The organism is Photobacterium rosenbergii (genome assembly GCF_033022775.1).
GTDB lineage: Bacteria > Pseudomonadota > Gammaproteobacteria > Enterobacterales > Vibrionaceae > Photobacterium > Photobacterium rosenbergii_A.
Map to the genome: position 1 here is coordinate 397231 of NZ_JAWJZI010000001.1, position 17793 is coordinate 415023.

The window sequence follows — 17793 nt, forward strand, 5'->3', positions numbered from 1 at the left end:
TAGCGGCCTTGCGGCCGCTACGATGTTTAAAGTTTTGCTGATATCAATTCGTACTTTTTGCAGCTGTGAGCAGTTACAGTGAAACTGGCTCTAGTTTCCAGATATTGTTAGCGTAGTCTCGAATACTACGGTCTGAGCTGAATTTGCTCATCAGTGCCGTATTCAGAATGGCTTTACGAGCCCATGTCTTCTGGTCACGGTATTCCGCATCGATTTTCTCTTGCGTCTTCACGTAATCGGCAAAGTCAGCCAGTACCAGGTAAGGGTCACCACCGTCCAGCAGGTTGTGGCGAATTGCCGCTAGCTGGCCAGGGTTGCCTGGTGTGAATTCATCGGTCTCTAACAAATCCAGTGCTGCGCGCAGAAGGCTATCAGCATGGTAGTAGCGGTAAGGGTCGTAACCCTCTTGCTTCAGTTTCAGTACTTCATCAACCAATAGGCCGAAGATGAAGATGTTCTCGTCACCCACTTCTTCGCGCATCTCAACGTTTGCGCCGTCCATCGTACCGATAGTCAGTGCACCGTTCATCGCGAACTTCATGTTACCCGTACCTGATGCTTCTTTACCGGCAGTCGAGATCTGCTCAGAGACATCAGCGGCTGGGAACAGGATTTCAGCCAGGCTTACGCGGTAGTCAGGAATGAATACCACTTTCAGCTTGCCGCCAAGACGTGGGTCGTTGTTCACTTTCTCTGCCACTTTGTTGATGGCAAAGATGATGTCTTTCGCCAGTGCGTAACCCGGTGCCGCTTTCGCACCAAAGAAGAACACACGTGGGTGCATATCAAACGTTGGGTCGTTCAATAGGCGGTGGTACAGCGCCAGGATGTTCAGCAAGTTCAGGTGCTGACGCTTGTATTCGTGCAGACGCTTGATTTGGATATCGAAGATAGCATCAGTATCAAGCTCGATACCCATGTTTTCTTGTACCCAATCAGCCAGGCGCTGTTTGTTTTCTTTCTTCACTGCCATGTAGCGTTTCTGGAAAGCTTCATCGTCAGCGAACTTCTCTAGACCGGCAATTTTCTCAAGGTTTGCTGGCCAGTCATCACCCACTTTCTCGCTGATCAGCGTAGAAAGACCAGGGTTACAGTATTTGATCCAACGACGTGGTGTTACACCGTTAGTCACATTGGTCAAACGGCCCGGGAATAGCTCGTTGAACTCAGGGAATAAGTCGCGCTTAACCAGCTCAGAGTGAAGTGCCGCTACACCGTTTACTGCGTAAGTGCTGACAACACATAGGTTCGCCATGCGTACCATGCGCTGTGGACCTTCTTGGATGATAGAAAGCTTACGCTTCACTTCATTGTTGCCCGGCCAAGTTTGCTCAACCAGCTTCATGAAACGGTGGTTGATCTCGAAGATGATCTCCATGTGACGCGGTAGCATCTGCTGGATTAATGCTTCGCTCCACGTTTCCAGTGCTTCTGGAAGTAGTGTGTGGTTGGTGTAAGCAAAGGTCTTCGAAGAAATTTCCCACGCCTTGTCCCAGCCTAGCTTGTATTCATCCAAAAGGATGCGCATTAGCTCTGGGATTGCGATAGTTGGGTGGGTATCGTTTAGCTGGATAGTTTCCAGCTCAGATAGCGACTCGATAGAGTTACCTGCAGCTTCGTGGCGACGAAGGATATCCGCAACCGAACATGCACAGTGGAAGTACTGCTGCATCAGGCGCAGCGCTTTACCTTGCTCGTGGTTATCGTTCGGGTAAAGGACCTTAGTGACGTTACCTGCTTCTAGTGCAGAGTATTGTGCACCAACGTAGTCACCATCGTTGAAGCGCGATAGGCTGAACGGAGCGTTTGAGCGACATTCCCATAAACGTAGCGGGTAAACACTCTTGTTATCGTAACCTACGATTGGAAGATCCCAAGCGACACCTTCTACGGTCATACCCGGTACCCAGCGGCGGCACTCAACACCGTTCTCATCGGTGTAAGCTTCAACATGGCCATATAGGCTAACTTCTTGGTTCAGTTCTGGGCGCAGAACTTCCCATGGGTAACCTTCAAGGCCACGCCATGCATCAGGCGCTTCAACCTGACGACCATCAACGAAAGACTGGCGGAAAAGACCATACTCGTAGTGTAGGCCGTAACCTACTGCCGGGTATTCCTGTGCAGCCAATGAGTCCATGAAACAAGCGGCTAGACGGCCTAGGCCACCATTACCAAGTGCAGGGTCGCGCTCTTCTTCTAGAAGGTCGGTTAGGTTCTGACCCATCTCTTCCATGGCGTCAGCAACGTTTTCGTATAGACCCATGCTGATTAGGTTGTTGCCTGTTAGGCGGCCGATCAGAAATTCCAGTGAAAGGTAGTTAACACTGCGAGCTTTCTGCTCAGCAAGATTCTTTTCGGTAGCCAATAGGTTGCCAGTGCTGATTTCTGCCAGCGCTTTACCCATTGCCAAATACCAACTGCGAGCCGTCGCAGTATCTGCTGTAGATGCGTAGGTTGTTGTAAGGTGTTTTTCTACTGCTGCTTGGAAAGCGGCTTTATCAAATTGTTGTGTCTGACCATTCTTAGGCATGGTTCAATCTCGCTCTAGGATTATTTCCAACTGCTGACAATATTGCCTGTATTTATCAGCGCTAACATCCTCCCGAATTGGGGAGGAGTAGGGATGAGTGGGAGGGGCGTAGTTATGAATCTCCCCCACTTTATGTGACACAATGCAAAATTCTGGGGTGTAGAAGGACTTAAACGCCCATCCATATGCATTTAAAGTCACAAATACAGACTACCTTTTCATGTGCAATTGGACAGATACAAGATGGTGAAAAATCAGAGATATGTGAACCGTGTCATAAATATAGGGATGAGTTGACATCTTTTGCTGAATTCAACCTAATGCGCTGTCAAAGTTATCATCTAGATCAAATGCCTCACTGCAATTTTTTGAAATGATAATCAGGATTACATGGCATAAATGCTCAGATAACATAATTCATTCAGAGCAAGGCTCCTGAGCAACAATGGAACTGAAACCTTACAATAAGATAGCAAGACTATGTGGATACCATCTAAATTAACTCGTCCGGCACGCCTTCATAATGCAATACTACGTCCCCGTTTGCTGGAAACGCTAGAGCAGGCCCCGTTTTATCGTCTTGTGCTGTTTCGATCACCTGCGGGCTATGGCAAAACGACCATGGCAGCCCAATGGTTGAATGAGCACCCGCATACCGGTTGGTTCAACATTGACGAGAATGACAATGACACCTTCCGTTTTGCCAATTACTTACTGCAAACCATCAATAAAGCGACAAATAACGCCTGCTTGAAAACCCAGGCCATGGCTGAGCGCCGTCAGTTTGCCTGCCTGTCTACTCTTTTCAGCGAACTGTTTGGTGAATTAGCTGATTACCATGAGCAGACCTACGTTGTCCTCGACGACTACCACCTCATCAACAACGATGACATTCACGACGGACTGCGTTTCTTCCTTAAGCATATGCCAGACAACCTAACACTGGTAGTTACCAGCCGGACATTACCTCCTCTTGGTACCGCGAACCTTCGTATTCGTGATTTGCTGATTGAGGTGGATAATGATCTGCTGGCCTTTGATGAAGAAGAAACCACCCGCTTTTTCGACAAGCGTATCGGTGACAACATCGAAGAAAACGTGCTAAGAACTCTCCACCATCAAGTAGAAGGCTGGCCTTCAGCCCTACAGTTAATCGCCTTGCACGCCCAGCAAAAGCCGCATAACCTGGTTGAGTCTGCAGAATCAATGGCTAACTTTAACCGTGGTCATTTGTGGGACTACCTAGCAGAAGAAGTGTTTGACCTGCTTGACGCTGAAACCCAGCAGTTCTTATTGCAGTGTTCGGTATTGGATATGTTCAATGCGCAATTGGTGACTGACCTCACGGGCCGTAGTGATGCGCTGGCGGTGCTTGAATCACTCAATCGTTTTGGCTTGTTCCTCAATACCCTTGAAGGTGACAGCAACTGGTACCGCTTCCACAACCTATTTGCCGAGTTCCTCCGCCACCAGCGCTACTCCCAGATCCCACAACAAAGGGCTGAGTTGCATGCTTTGGCCGCCAAAGCATGGCTAAAACAGAATTCACCGCAACAGGCCCTGCTTCATGCCCAAAAGTGTGAAGATACTGCGCTGGTGATCAATATCTTGTGCGATTTTGGTTGGGAAATGTTCCATCACGGTGAGATGAAACTATTACAAGATGCTTTGGATCAAATCGATGCCGAAAAGCTTTATAGCCAGCCTCGTCTAAATCTACTCCACATGTGGCTACTGCAAAGCCAGCACCTGTACAACGATGTGGGTGACATGATTGCGGAGACAGAAACCGAGTTTGCCAAGCGTGATATAGAACTTAATGATGCCCTGCAGGGTGAATTCAATGCCCTGCGCGCGCAAGTGGCTATCAACCAAGGAAAGCCAGACGAAGCGTTAATTTTGTCGGAACAAGCGTTAGGACAACTTCCGTCTACGACCTACCGTAGCCGAATTGTTGCAACCTCTGTAGTCGGCGAAGTTCACCACTGCTTGGGTAATCTAAGCCGTGCACTACCTATGATGCAGCAGACGGAAAAGATGGCACGCCAATACCATGTCTATCACCAGGCATTGTGGGCGCTTCTTCAGCAAGCTGAAATCTTGTTGGCCCAAGGCTATGTACAGAACGCTTATGAACTGCTTGAACAGGCTTTCAAGCTGGTCAAAGAACAGCACTTACAGCAAGTACCTTTGCACGAGTTCCTGCTACGCCTTCGCGCACAAATCCTATGGTGTTGGAACCGTTTAGAGGAAGCCGAAGAGTCGGCATTGAAAAGCTTGGAAGTGCTGGCCCCCTATGACGAGACCAAATCACTCCATGCTTACTCTATGCTAGCCCGTATAGCGATTACTCGTGGTGAGCAAGATAAAGCAAGCCGTTATCTTGATCTGTGCAACAGCCTAATGAGCCGTTCGATCTACCATATTGACTGGCGTGCTAATACCGACTTGGCCAATTTGCTTTATTGGCAAATAACTGGTGACATGGACAGCATCCAGCAGTGGTTAATCCATGCAGAACAACCTGAAGCGGCTTGTAACCACTTCCAGCAACTTCAATGGCGAAATATTGGTCGTGCTTGTGTCAATATTGGCGAATATGAGCGTGCTGAAATTATCTTTAACATGCTCGATGAAAACTGTAATAAGCACAATCTGATCACAGACAAAAACCGTAATCTTGTGGTACAAGCAGTACTAAGCAAGCGTCAGGGGCGTAGGGATCTCGCCTTGGCTCAAATGAAGCAAGCGCTTGAATTAACAAACAGTACTGGCATGGTTGGCATCTTCCTTTGTGACGGTAGCCAGATTTGTGATCTGATCCAAGAGTTGGTCGATACCAAAGCACTAAATGAGTTAGAGCTTCATCGCGCCCGTCAACTATTGCGGGAAATGACAAGTAAAGAGCGTAACCGTTCTGTCCACTTTGATGAAAGCTTTGTCGAGAAGCTGCTTAACCTACCAGACGTCCCTGAACTCATCCGTACCAGCCCGCTAACTCAACGTGAATGGCAGGTACTGGGATTGATCTACACCGGATACAGCAACGAGCAGATTGCCTCTGAACTTGATGTCGCTTCGACGACCATCAAAACGCACATTCGCAACCTGTATCAAAAACTCAATATCGCTAATCGACAACAGGCCATTGAAACAGCAGAAAATTTGTTGAAGTTAATGGGCTTCTAAGCCCCCTTACAACGGGTTAAGGATGACCTCTATGGAAGAATGGAGCAAGGATCGGCTCTGGTATTGGGACATGCCATTCAAATTGAATGGCATTCCTGTTGGCACTAGGATGACAGTCATCAGACTTGAGAATGGCAAGCTATTAATCCACTCTCCTATCCAACTGACGACTGCACTGCAACTTGAACTTAGCCAACTTGGGGCAATTCAAGCGATTGTGACACCAAATATGAACCACCACTTGTTTATCTCTGAGTGGTGGCTCGCCTACCCTGATGCTTATTTTTTTGCTCCTCCCGGGCTTCAAAACAAGCGTACTGACCTCGTCTTCGATGATGCACTGAGTGCCAACAGCCCTAAAATCTGGCAACACCAGTTATACCAGACTCTACTCAGAGGCAGCGACAAGATGGAAGAAGTGATCTTTTGCGATCCGCTATCCAATACCCTGATCGTCGGTGATACTCTTGCCTGGTTCCGCCCTTCAACCAATATCCTCACCATGGCACTGGCATTGGCCAACGGATGCTATCGACACCCTGCTATGCCCCTATACTGGCGCTGGACTTTCCAGAACAAAACAAGATTAAGGCAATCGCTGCAAGAAATCCTGACCTGGCCGTTTGACCGAATCATCTTATCTCACGGTCATAATATTGAAACGGATGGCAAAGCCATCTTCCATAATGCTTTTAAGTGGGCTTTGTAAGTCCGCTCTATCTTTGAAGCTCTAGATACAATTACAGTTACAATTTAATACGAACATTGTTCACTAAACATATTGAACATTGTTTTTATGGGTATATGATGGACGGCAGAATCTACTTGTTGTCATATTTACACTCATGAACATCCACCTACGCGCTTTCTCAATATTCATACTTGTCCTTACTGCCCCACTCGCACACTCAAAACAACCAGCGACGGAATTTGATTATATTAGTGGCGGGTTCCAATACACAGGGCTGAGCCATGAGTTTACTAGTTCCCATTATTTTCATCATGATACGGAAGGGACGACGGTTGCTGACAGTATGGCGGGTGCCTATTTAAAAGGCAGCTGGAATTTCACACACCGATTGTATGTAACAGGCAAAATCGAACTATCCAAACGGAACCAATTTTCTCTATCACAGTACAATGCTGGAGTAGGTTTCTATCAACCACTCTCTCCTTCACTAGCCCTTTTTACAACGCTGGGGGTCGCCCTTTTTGAACTGGAGCAAGGTGAAGTTCTTGGGCATAAAAGCAAAGAATACAGCGAATCAGGTGCTAGTGGCGAGATAGGGCTACGCTACACCCCGTTTGAGGTATGGCTGCTCGAGCCTTCATACCGCACCGATCAGCTCAAAGACACATTTAGAGTATACCGATTGAGCAATGTCTTCAACGTTTCTAACAACATGAAAATTGAAGCTAATTTTTCATATTCAACCATTGATAAATATTCAATGACGAGTTATCAGGTCGGTGTTCGTTATACGTTCTAAAGCGCACTGACTTGCTCAAAAATTGCCTTATATCAATAAACTAATAAGTATGGTTTAACTGAACCTCATATGTGATCAATATCACAACAGCAAGCATAAATAAGCGTATATTTATTTTCGATCATTTGTATGAGGAAATAGATATGAATGCTTCTAGGCTTTATTTAAGGGATTTATTAGGCATCGGCTTAGTGATCTCCGCAATTCTGGTAGTACTTGGCTTAATCTTTAGTGTTCTCGCTGCCTTAAACTTCATTACGCATGAAGAGGTGCTAGCCAATACGTATTTACATGAAGCATTACCGCTTTTTCCCTTTGTACTACCGGGCTTCTTGATCGCACGATTCATTAACCGCCCGCAATGGGTTCACGATGTTGAAGCGTATCATTTAGAGTCGGCAAAAAAATACAGTCAATCTCACTAATGCTCTTTGCAATTGCTGCAATGCTCTCCGCTTAGTTTGTAGCGATTGCTCTTTCTACTCATCCAGGCCGACTAAACTCCGCTCTCCATTTCTATACTGACATTAACTTGTCATACCCTGTAGATAGAATCCGGATAAGACAGTGGTCCTTATGCGACCATATATCATTGTACATAGTTCTTGGTTAATGGTTCATAGAGCAGGGCAAAGGAGTGAAGCGTATTGTTCAAGGAAGGCCTATACCGCAGATTGCCTGAGCTCATGCAGCTTGAAGCATTAATCAATCATTCACTACCGACGCTAAGCCACGTTAATGTCTCCACAGAAGTCGTTAGCTACGCCGACCTCGAAAATATCCCCCTACCTATCTATAAAATCAGCATCGGTGCTATTAATAAACACTCACCTTGTTTGTTTTTTGTCGGCGGCATCCATGGCTTAGAGCGTATTGGCAGCCAGGTCGTCATTTCACTATTAGATAGCGTATGCCAGCGCCTTCACTGGGATGAGGCCCTTCATCAAAAGCTAAGCCGGATCAAACTTGTTTTTATGCCTTTGCTCAATCCTGTTGGAATGGCAAAACGATACCGCTCCAACGGTAATCATGTTGATTTGATGAGAAACGCCCCTGTGGAGAGCACAGAGCGCACGGCTTGGCTTGTCGGTGGACATCGCATATCCAAATATATCCCTTGGTACCGAGGCATTGCGCAACACGCGATGGAAATCGAAGCACAAGCATTAAGTAATGAAGTACTAAAAGCGACTGAGTCCAGCCCGCTCACCCTAGCATTGGACTTCCACTCCGGTTTCGGAACCAAAGATAGGCTGTGGTTTCCCTACGCCCGGAGCAAGTTTCAACCCATCTCGCAGATTGGTGCCCTATATCATTTGAGGGAAATGTTCTTTAATGCTTTTCCCCATCAAAACTACCTGTTTGAGCCCCAAACAAAGCATTACACCTGCCACGGTGATTTGTGGGATTACTTATATGACATCTCAGACAACCGCCAGCAACACCTTCTACCACTCACGCTAGAAATGGGTTCTTGGCGCTGGGTAAGGAAAAACCCATTACAAATACTCGACCGCATAGGTCTGTTTCACCCTATAAAACCACATAGAATTCAGCGTGTTCTTCGTACACATTTGACACTGACTGAATTTCTGATGAACGCAACCTATTCTTATCAACACTGGTATCTTAGCGATCAAAATGACGACTTTGCTCAGCAAGCGCAATTACTCTGGTATCCACAATATGCCTCAAAACAGACCCAGCAGTGCTATGAACCAAACAGCTAATGATGCTCACCATCGCCCCATTCTATTGCTCAGAGGACTACTTCGTGAAACTCGTCATTGGGGTAAATTTGCCGACATGTTGGCAAACGCTTTTCCACACCGTGAAATCATTGCATTAGACATTGCAGGAAATGGTTCACGCTTTCTTGAGCAGTCACCAACTAACATTTCAGCCATGGTCGCTGATTTAAAAATCCAGCTCGCCAAACAAAAGTCGTCCTCCCCCACAGGCTTGCAAGCAGATAATACGCCGACACCGTCTTCCTCTGACGGTGTTGATATCATCGCTATCTCTATGGGCGGCATGATTGCTTTGGAATGGATGAGACAATGCCCGCAGGATGTAACATCTGCAGTTTTAATTAACTCGAGCCTGAATAACTACTCCCCCTTCTACAAAAGACTTAGGTGGCAGCAGTACAAGAACCTCCTGACATTTTTCTTCATCTCTGATGCAAAACGTGAGTCGCTAATATTTGATATGACGACACGGCAATCTCAGCCCAGTGTTATCGACAGTTGGGTGAAATGGCGTCAAACCAACCCGGTATCAATATCTAATACACTGCGGCAACTCTATGCGGCCAGCCGTTTTCAGTTTGAATCATCACCAACAGCAACAACCTTACTTATTGGCAGCCATAATGATGCGTTAGTCGATATCTCCTGCAGTAAAGTATTGGCTAAGCAGTGGGGCATTCCATTGTTGATTCACCCCGAGGCAGGCCACGACCTTCCGGCTGATGATCCACAATGGTTACTCGACAAGGTTGCGATGTTTTACCAGCGCCATAATCCCCATTAAAACAACATGAATGCAATATGAATTAAGCCCTCAGCATTAATTCAATCACAGGTTTGCACACTAGCTCCAGTAAAGACAAAAACTGGAGAAAGTTATGACACCTATAAGCATTGTAATCATCACATTAAATGAAGAGAAACGAATTAGCCGTCTACTGGACGATCTCAGCAAGCAAAGCCACCAGCAATTCGAAGTTATCGTTGTGGATTCCAACAGTGATGACAACACCTGTGAGGTTGCCAGAGGTTTTGAACAAGCCCTACCAAGCCTAACTGTCCACAAGATGGACGAACGTGGTACTAGCCTAGGCCGAAATACCGGTGCACAAATCGCCAAGCACGAACGTTTGTTGTTCCTTGATGCCGACGCCCGCTTAAGCCCGACATTCCTGACCAATGCTCTCTATGAGCTGGATAACCGCAAGCTAGAAGTTGCCGGGGCATATATGGCAGCTAAAGACTTATCTATTGGCTATAAATTGGGATATGGGCTGTTCAACGCCGGGTTGTTTACAACGTCCTTTTTCTTCCCTACCGCTGTTGGCGCCTGCTTGTTTTCAACCAAGCGAGCGCACAATGAGATCGACGGTTTTGATCAGACCATTGTGCTATGTGAAGACTGCGACTACGCAAAGAGAGCGGCCAAGACATGGCGCTACCGCATGATCCCAGTGAGTTTTTGGTTTGACCCTCGCCGTCTGGAACAAGATGGTTTTGTCAAAATGGGCCTTACTTACCTAAAAGCCAATGTCCGACGTTTCTTCTTAGGGGAAATGCGAAACAACGAAATGGAATATCAATTTGATCATTACAAGGATGCAAGGTAATTCATGCATGACGTTTCTTGGTGGTGGTATTTTGGAGGGAGCTTTCTTGATGCCCTGATCGGACCTAACCTGTTCTTCCCTGGTGAGCCATTCTTACTCGCGGCCGGGTATTTGCTTAGTAGTGGCGCGATATATGGCGTATTAGCCGTTCTTGCCGGAGGGTTTGTCGGCGATCAATTGAGTTTCTTCATTGGTCGCCGTTGCGGCCCGCAGGGGCGTCGCTGGTTAGTGCGCAAGTTCAGTAAAACCAAACGTCCGATCGCCAAGACACGTTTGATCCTACATAAAAAGGGCCCATGGATTGTTACGGCCTCACGTTTACTGGGTCCTGTCACTTGGATAATGCCATTTCTCGCAGGCAGCTATGCCATGCGTTGGACAAGCTTCACCCTCTACTCCTCCATTGGTTTGATATTGGGCGTCGGTCAATTTACGCTTGCTGGATTCTTTATCGGCAAAGGGATTGAGGTACTGCCAAACTGGCAGACTGTCGGGCTATTCTTACAAGAGCATAGTGTGCTACTTATCGCCTGCCTGATATCACTGATTGCCTCTGTGCTCATTTACCGGGTATATCGCTGGAGAAAGTGGTTCCTTATGGCTAGCTGCTGGATAATGGCGCTGATAACAGCCATTTAACCAAGTCACTTAACATAGAAATAGTCTACCAAAATTGGGCTTAAAAAAATCGTGCTTATACAAACGGAGTAATAGAAAGCCGCCAAAGTAGGCGGCTATTAATCTATAAGGCTATTTTTTAATGTAGGCGGCTAATATAACATTCTATCGCAGATTCACTTTTGAATTAACGAGGCTTAGCAAAGACTTGAGTCCAGTAAATACCGTACTGTGTTGATGAATTCTCAACATATGACGCACCCATTTCAGTAACGCTACCGTTCATGATGTTTTTACAGTGACCTGGGCTGTTCATCCACGACGTCATTACAGCATTTATGTCATTCTGACCTGCAGCAACATTCTCTGCCCATGTTGACCATGAATAACCTTCAGCTTCAATGCGATCTTGTGGCGAGCTACCATCTGAGCCGGTATGGCTCATAAAGTTATTGTTGGCCATGTCACTTGAATGAGAGAATGCGGCTGATTCCAAATCATAGTCCCATGTCAGAGCTGGTACTGCTGGCATGATTTGACCACCACAGTTTTGCTCTTGTGAGCGCGCTTGGTTCACTGCATACAGCATCTGCTCTGCAAAAGTATCCCCCGGTGCAGGCAACGGTTCTTCTGGAGTCGTATTGCCCTCCTCGCCATCACCCGGATCTGTGCCCGGTTTTTGACCTTCATCAGGCACCTCAATCGGATTGCCCGAATTTTCATCCGGCGAAGAGGAGCTAGAACCACCAGATCCACAGCCTACGAGCAAGAGTGATGACAAGACGAATAACGGAATAAGTTTCATAACACACCATGTAGTTTGCATTTGGTGTGTTTTATTAGGCACAACTAGATGATAGAGATAGCAGTAATTTAGCCTAATAAAACACAATAAATAAATTTTCTAATCATTTTTTACGAAACATACTATACTTACTCGCTGCTTAACGGTTCAATATGCAACCTTGATATTTTCAATGACCTGACAATAAATTAACAATATAAAACCTCACCCACCAAGACTTAGTTCAATTTAAGCCAATGAAAAAATTAAGAATAAATTAAAAATATCTATAAAAACATACTGCACATAAATCTATACCCATATGTACACTTATATAATTACAATTACTAAATAAATGAACTTTAAATTCGTGAAATAAGTGAAGCATGGTCGAAAACAGTAATTTATAGGACAAAAAAATTATATATATAACTAAATTAACTTAAATTATTTAGATAAAAAACAAAAAAGTACCACTACGTAGTGATACTTTTTTTCGTTTATTCGTTAGAGCACTTACTATTACATGGTTGCAAGGTCTTCTTGTGTCACACTGACACCTTTAATCTGGGCGAAGACTTTATCTCCAACCGAAAGGTTTAGCTCATCAGCTGCCCACTTGGTAATATTGGCCCACAATTGCGCTTCACCTACTCTCAGACGGACTTCGATACGTTCTTGCTCATTGACCGGGTGAATCTTATCTACCTTTGCCGCCAGTATGTTTCGAATACTGGTTTGCTCAGGCCTCACCTTGGTCAGTGACACATCATTGGAATGAACACGCACCCTTACCCATTCACCGCGCACACTTTGCAGACGATTAACCCAAAGGTAAGCATCATGATTGAGCATTACCTGAGTCAGAGCGTAGTGAGGGTGATGATGATTAACCCGAGCACTGATCAGTGAGCTTTGTTCCTTAGCCGGCATCCAAGGCCTCATCTCCGGCGAGCCCCAAACACTATTGATATGCCCTGACACCACCACCTTACCTTGGTGGATCATCGCCATATGATCAGCGAGCCGAAGGATCTCATCGAGACTATGAGTAACATAGACAATCGGAATTTTTACCTCTTTTGCCAATCGCTCTAAATAAGGCATCAGTTCCTGCTTTCGAGGTAAATCAAGCGAAGCGAGAGGCTCATCCATCAGCAGCATTGAAGGATTTGAAAGCAATGCTCGGCCAATCGCCACCCTTTGCTTTTCCCCTCCAGACAAAGAGGCTGGATAGCGCTTGAGTAAATGTTCAATCCCCAACAGCTGAGTCACTGAATGGAACTGCTCAGCATCTTCCGTCTTACAGCCGTAATTTAGATTACCAGCTACTGTATAGTGAGGAAAAAGCCTAGCATCTTGGAACACATAACCGATTCGACGCTTCTCGGGCGGCAAATTGATCCCTGCTTGCTGGTTATAAAGAACATGTTGGCCAAGAGAGATAGAGCCAGAATCAGGCGTTGCTAGTCCGCTTAAGACGTTGATCAATGACGTCTTACCCGCACCGGAACGGCCGAAAATAGCCGTAATACCTTGCATAGGTAACTGAAGCTGGATATCCATATCAAGATCACCCAGCTTTTGCTTTACATCAATCTCTATCATCTCGCCTCCAATCGCTGTCTTGCTGCGCGAGACAGCCACTCAGAAGCCAAAATAGATGCAAGCGCAATCACTATCGCAATAACACATAATCTTGCCGCCTGATCTTCAGCGCCAGGTGTTTCAATGAATGAATACATCGCCAACGGAATAGTTTGGGTTTCGCCGGGAATATTAGAGACAAACGTAATGGTTGCACCGAATTCACCCAGCGCGCGGGCAAATGCCAAAATGGACCCCGTTAACACTCCCGGCAGCGTCAGCGGTAAAGTAATAGTGAAAAACACCTTAAGTGGGCTCGCCCCTAATGTACGGGCAGCCTGCTCAAGTTTGTAGTCGACACTTTCGAGCGCCAACCGGATTGAGCGCACCATAAGCGGGAAAGAGACCACTGCAACTGCTAGTACAGCCCCACGCCAGCTAAAACTGAATGTCAGTCCAAACCAGTCATATAGCGCCTTGCCCACAACACCTTGACGCCCCATCACCACCAACAATAAATAGCCAATGACAACGGGTGGCAGAACCAAAGGCAAATGTACCAAACCATCGAGTAGTGACTTGCCAACAAACTGACAGCGAGCCAGTAACCAAGCGCAAATGACGCCAAAAGGTAGGCTAACAACAACCGCTACACTGGCAATTTTCAAGCTAAGCAGTAATGCTTGGACTTCATACTCGGTTAGCACTACTTCTCATCCTCGAAATTCACGTCCTCAAAACCGTATTCAGAAAAAATGGCCGCGGCTTCATCAGAATTAAGGAAGTCATAGAACGATTTGGCACTTTCATTTTGTCGTCCATCAACCATGGCAACAGGGTAACTGATCGCGGTATGGCTATCGGCAGGGAACTCACTGACGATTTTAACTTTGTTAGAAATTAGCGCGTCTGTTTTATACACCACACCCAGTAACGCCTCCTGCCGTTCTACAAGTAACAATGCTCCTCGCACGTTATTGGCTCTTGCAAGAAGGCGCTCTGCTTGTTGCCACAAGCCAATATTCTCCAATGCTTCTTTGGTATAGATCCCAGCAGGCACATGGTTAGGATCACCAACGGCTAACCGTGTGCCATCTAAAGCTTTGGTGAAATCCAATGAATCATTCAAGGTAATGTGTTGCTGCGGGTAATCATTAGGCGCCACCATCACTAAACTGTTGTGAAGTAGAGGCTTTCTCGTTGACGGCACAATCACACCTTGGTCGGAAAGATAATCCATCCATTTTTCATTGGCAGAAACATAGATATTAGCCGGTGCACCCTGGGCTATCTGACGTGCTAATGCCGAAGAAGATGCATAGGAAACCGTCGGCTTTTCACCGGTATTATGCTCATAGGCGGACACCACATCGTTCATGGCATTGGTCAATGACGACGCCGCAAAAACGGTCACCTTTTCAGCGGCAATCGTTGAAAAAGACGCTACAGATATAACAATAGCGGCAACAACCGCTTTCCAGCTCTTCATCTTCAGATCCTACGAGCAAAAACACCGTTATATACTAAAGTATATAACGCTAAAGCTAAATACCTAGATAGTGATAAAGGACACATGATGAGCACTGGCATACTTTCATTCTGTTAATCCTAATACGTAAGTATATAATTCTAGGTAATAAGATATAGAACACGAATGTCGTTATGCAAAATCGTTTAGGCTCTGCGATACAACTCGTCTTAGCCATATCTATTTTTTACTTGGGATACACCATCTACTCGTTTACCAACACGATTAATAAAGTGGTTGATACGTATCCTCAGATGATGGCAGATATCAATGCGACAGCCGATAAGCTTGAGATTGAGCAGTGGTTACTGCTGGCGAAAACCTTTGAACAGCTCACCCCACAGGCGCTGTTGTTGGCCGACGACATTCAAACGACCATAGAAGGAGTAAACCAAACAGTAGCCTCAGTAGATCAGAAAATTCCACGCCTGCTAGATGAAGTTCATGCAATACGCAGTGAAACCATACCCTCGGTTATCCAAACCGTGGACACAGTTAACAGCACTACCATCCCAACAGCCCTTAATGAAATAAAGCATTACCGGACAGATGTAATACCTGTGGTATTGGTTGAATCTGAAGAGTATAGAAGAGGAACAATTCCGGCGGTGATTGCTGAATCGGAGCACCTACGCAATGATGTGCCGATCATACTCGCAAAAACTGATGAGATCGTCGAGAAGAGTGAGCAACTAACCCTGCAGGCAACGCAAGGCGCGGTAAAAGGGGTATTACTTTCTCCGGTTAACCTGATAAAAGATGCTGGTACTGGGCTGATTAATCTTCCTTCGACAACCGAGTCTACACCGGACTAACGAGCAAAAATGAAACCCAAAATTTGATGAATGCTTCAACTGGGGGGATTTACTTCTGCTTGTTTTTCATTGAACTCACGATAAACACGATGCCCATCATACTTTGAATCCCCATTACAATGAGGAAAAGGCGCAGTGAGATTTCGCAGAAGATTATCTGATTTTTCGTTAGGAATACTGCTGAGGTGATCAGCTCATCCCAGAAGTACAAAAAAGAGGCGGGGAAAATTGCCAAAGTTATGGCTAATCCTTTGATATACCAAGGCTTAGCCTGCCATTCAGCAGGCGTATGGATTCTATAGCGCCCTGCAGTCCATAAGATCGCCGCTATGATTACCACTAAACTTTCCATACTCACCCGAATCAGCAAATCTAAACAAATTTAAAATTACCATCAGGAATACTTATCGAAAAGCTGATAATTGCGGTGTGCGGCAGCGGCATATAAAACAGTCAGAGTTTTGCAACACGAATAACTGGATACACAGATAAATATATAATTACATTTAGAAACACCCAGCCAACTTAGTGCTTATCACTATTACAAAGCCAACAACTGCAAATTATGGAATCTCATTTCTCTATTTTGAAGAATATAATCCGCTTAATTTACAATCATTCACATACAAGGGTTAAACGGGGTGGAGACTTGGCTGAGCAAGCACGCCCAGCCAGATTTACAAATAGGATTATGAACAGTTGCCTGCTTTTCGGTAACCGGCGGATAACGCTTCTTGCTCAGAATGGAAATTGACAATGTTCTTTGAGCTAACGCGATCATAGCTCGGACAACCAACAGGCAAGTGGTAAACCTTGCTGTTCTTATTGCCTCGGATATAACTCATCGCATCTGTTACCTTGCTGGACTCTTTCAATTTGACGGCGGTTTTTAGCCCTTCCCCACTATTCTTATGCCCCACCTGCCAGACCGCTTTGCCTGTAACGAACGGATTATCATTACCCATTTGTTTAGCAATTCGGTTGTTACGCTCTAGCTCCCATTGCGACACTGGGTACTGCCTATCCCAGGCCACCAGTAAACGCTGCTGTTGGGTAGACATCGATAAGTTATAGCGATCGAACATATAAAAATAGGTTCGAGCAATCTGGCCTTTAACCTCATTTCTCGGCTCAGCTAACCGGCTTTTGAAATCTACCTTGAAATCACATTGCCCGTATTGGCTAGCAGAAGCATTGAATTGACTGAAGTTGAAGTTAGAACGATCGCCATTCACCTCACCGATAGAAGGCGTTAGATTGTGCATGTCGGCTTCCATTGCGGCAAAAACAGGATCGTTCTTCACGCAATTTTTACGACCACCTTCCTGCCAACATTGTCTGGCACGACCAAAGTTAGACGCCGGAACAATATGTTCCCATTCAATTCGCTGGGCACGATTTTGGTTTTTTCGCACTTCGTACCCGCAGCTATCTAGATCCACACGACCACCACTTTTCCCCATAAAGGTGTAGTCACACCCGCAGTAGAACGTACCATTCTCTGTCTGATCGAAGTAGACATGTTCTTTCGCTAACACTTTGGCATGACTGAAATTATTCGGAGCGGAGACGGCGGAAGCTGAAAAAATAAGAGCTAATAAGGGAAAAATAATCTTTCTGGTCATGTTCCATGCAACAAAGGTATTGATAAGTAGCACTAGAATGACACAACACTATAGATAATTCGATAGGTAGATTACTGATACAATGTTGAATAGTAACTATATCAGCAGAGGTAGCTCACCTCTTACTCAACTGTTGCAGAGGTGTTTTACAAACACTTGGCAGCAGATATAACAAACTCAATTTCATCACATGATTAATGGCGACAAAGGCAGGTTCAAGACCAATTAATATTGATGCAGATAACACTTAAAAACAGAAATTC

General features: G+C 45.6%; 15 protein-coding genes and 1 pseudogene. 9 read left to right on the forward strand and 7 right to left on the reverse strand.

Annotated features, from left to right (window positions below; genetic code table 11):
• Positions 1-73: 73 nt before the first annotated feature.
• Positions 74-2533 carry a glycogen/starch/alpha-glucan phosphorylase gene (locus R2X38_RS01875; RefSeq protein WP_317520324.1) on the reverse strand — a complete coding sequence of 820 codons (2460 nt, stop codon included), beginning with the start codon at positions 2531-2533 and terminating at the stop codon, positions 74-76.
• Between the two features lie 480 nt (positions 2534-3013).
• Between R2X38_RS01875 and malT the strand changes: the two genes are divergently transcribed.
• The 8 genes from malT (at position 3014) to R2X38_RS01915 (ending at position 11212) form a co-directional block, all read left to right on the forward strand.
• Positions 3014-5722, forward strand: a complete 2709-nt coding sequence (malT, locus tag R2X38_RS01880) for an HTH-type transcriptional regulator MalT (RefSeq protein ID WP_317520325.1) — start codon at positions 3014-3016, stop codon at positions 5720-5722.
• Positions 5723-5753: 31 nt separating this feature from the next.
• Complete coding sequence (locus tag R2X38_RS01885) at positions 5754-6431, forward strand: DUF4336 domain-containing protein (RefSeq protein ID WP_317520326.1); 678 nt, start codon at positions 5754-5756, stop codon at positions 6429-6431.
• A 136-nt stretch (positions 6432-6567) separates the two neighbouring features.
• A complete protein-coding gene (locus tag R2X38_RS01890) occupies positions 6568-7212 on the forward strand; it encodes a hypothetical protein (RefSeq protein ID WP_317520327.1) in 645 nt (214 codons plus the stop codon).
• A 143-nt stretch (positions 7213-7355) separates the two neighbouring features.
• Complete coding sequence (locus R2X38_RS01895) at positions 7356-7637, forward strand: D-fructose-6-phosphate amidotransferase (protein WP_317520328.1); 282 nt, start codon at positions 7356-7358, stop codon at positions 7635-7637.
• A 222-nt stretch (positions 7638-7859) separates the two neighbouring features.
• Positions 7860-8942 (forward strand): M14 family zinc carboxypeptidase, encoded by a 1083-nt coding sequence (locus R2X38_RS01900; RefSeq protein ID WP_317520329.1) that lies wholly within the window; start codon positions 7860-7862, stop codon positions 8940-8942.
• Positions 8926-9747 (forward strand): alpha/beta hydrolase, encoded by an 822-nt coding sequence (locus R2X38_RS01905; protein ID WP_317520330.1) that lies wholly within the window; start codon positions 8926-8928, stop codon positions 9745-9747. Before R2X38_RS01900 ends, R2X38_RS01905 begins: the two co-directional genes overlap by 17 nt.
• A gap of 94 nt (positions 9748-9841) precedes the next feature.
• Positions 9842-10573: a glycosyltransferase family 2 protein gene (locus tag R2X38_RS01910; protein WP_317520331.1), complete on the forward strand. Its 732-nt coding sequence runs from the start codon at positions 9842-9844 to the stop codon at positions 10571-10573.
• 3 nt (positions 10574-10576) lie between these two features.
• A complete protein-coding gene (locus R2X38_RS01915; RefSeq protein ID WP_317520333.1) occupies positions 10577-11212 on the forward strand; it encodes a DedA family protein in 636 nt (211 codons plus the stop codon).
• A 166-nt stretch (positions 11213-11378) separates the two neighbouring features.
• Here the strand turns inward: R2X38_RS01915 and R2X38_RS01920 are convergent, their stop codons facing one another.
• The 4 genes from R2X38_RS01920 to modA all read right to left on the reverse strand — a co-directional run bounded on the left by R2X38_RS01920 (position 11379) and on the right by modA (position 15051).
• Positions 11379-11996, reverse strand: a complete 618-nt coding sequence (locus R2X38_RS01920; RefSeq protein ID WP_317520334.1) for a CAP domain-containing protein — start codon at positions 11994-11996, stop codon at positions 11379-11381.
• A 501-nt stretch (positions 11997-12497) separates the two neighbouring features.
• Positions 12498-13583 (reverse strand): molybdenum ABC transporter ATP-binding protein ModC, encoded by a 1086-nt coding sequence (gene modC, locus R2X38_RS01925; RefSeq protein WP_317520335.1) that lies wholly within the window; start codon positions 13581-13583, stop codon positions 12498-12500.
• A complete protein-coding gene (gene modB / locus R2X38_RS01930) occupies positions 13580-14269 on the reverse strand; it encodes a molybdate ABC transporter permease subunit (RefSeq protein ID WP_317520336.1) in 690 nt (229 codons plus the stop codon). The genes modC and modB overlap by 4 nt, the downstream gene beginning before the upstream one ends.
• A complete protein-coding gene (gene modA / locus R2X38_RS01935; protein ID WP_317520337.1) occupies positions 14269-15051 on the reverse strand; it encodes a molybdate ABC transporter substrate-binding protein in 783 nt (260 codons plus the stop codon). The genes modB and modA overlap by 1 nt, the downstream gene beginning before the upstream one ends.
• Positions 15052-15224: 173 nt before the next feature.
• On the opposite strand from modA, the gene R2X38_RS01940 reads away from it, so the two are divergent.
• Positions 15225-15905: a hypothetical protein gene (locus R2X38_RS01940; protein ID WP_317520338.1), complete on the forward strand. Its 681-nt coding sequence runs from the start codon at positions 15225-15227 to the stop codon at positions 15903-15905.
• Positions 15906-15954: 49 nt separating this feature from the next.
• Here R2X38_RS01940 and R2X38_RS01945 read toward each other — a convergent pair whose 3' ends face one another.
• Positions 15955-16257: a hypothetical protein gene (locus R2X38_RS01945; protein ID WP_317520340.1), complete on the reverse strand. Its 303-nt coding sequence runs from the start codon at positions 16255-16257 to the stop codon at positions 15955-15957.
• A gap of 589 nt (positions 16258-16846) precedes the next feature.
• Positions 16847-17530, reverse strand: a pseudogene (locus tag R2X38_RS01950) (endonuclease); the annotation flags it as partial.
• Positions 17531-17793 lie beyond the last annotated feature (263 nt).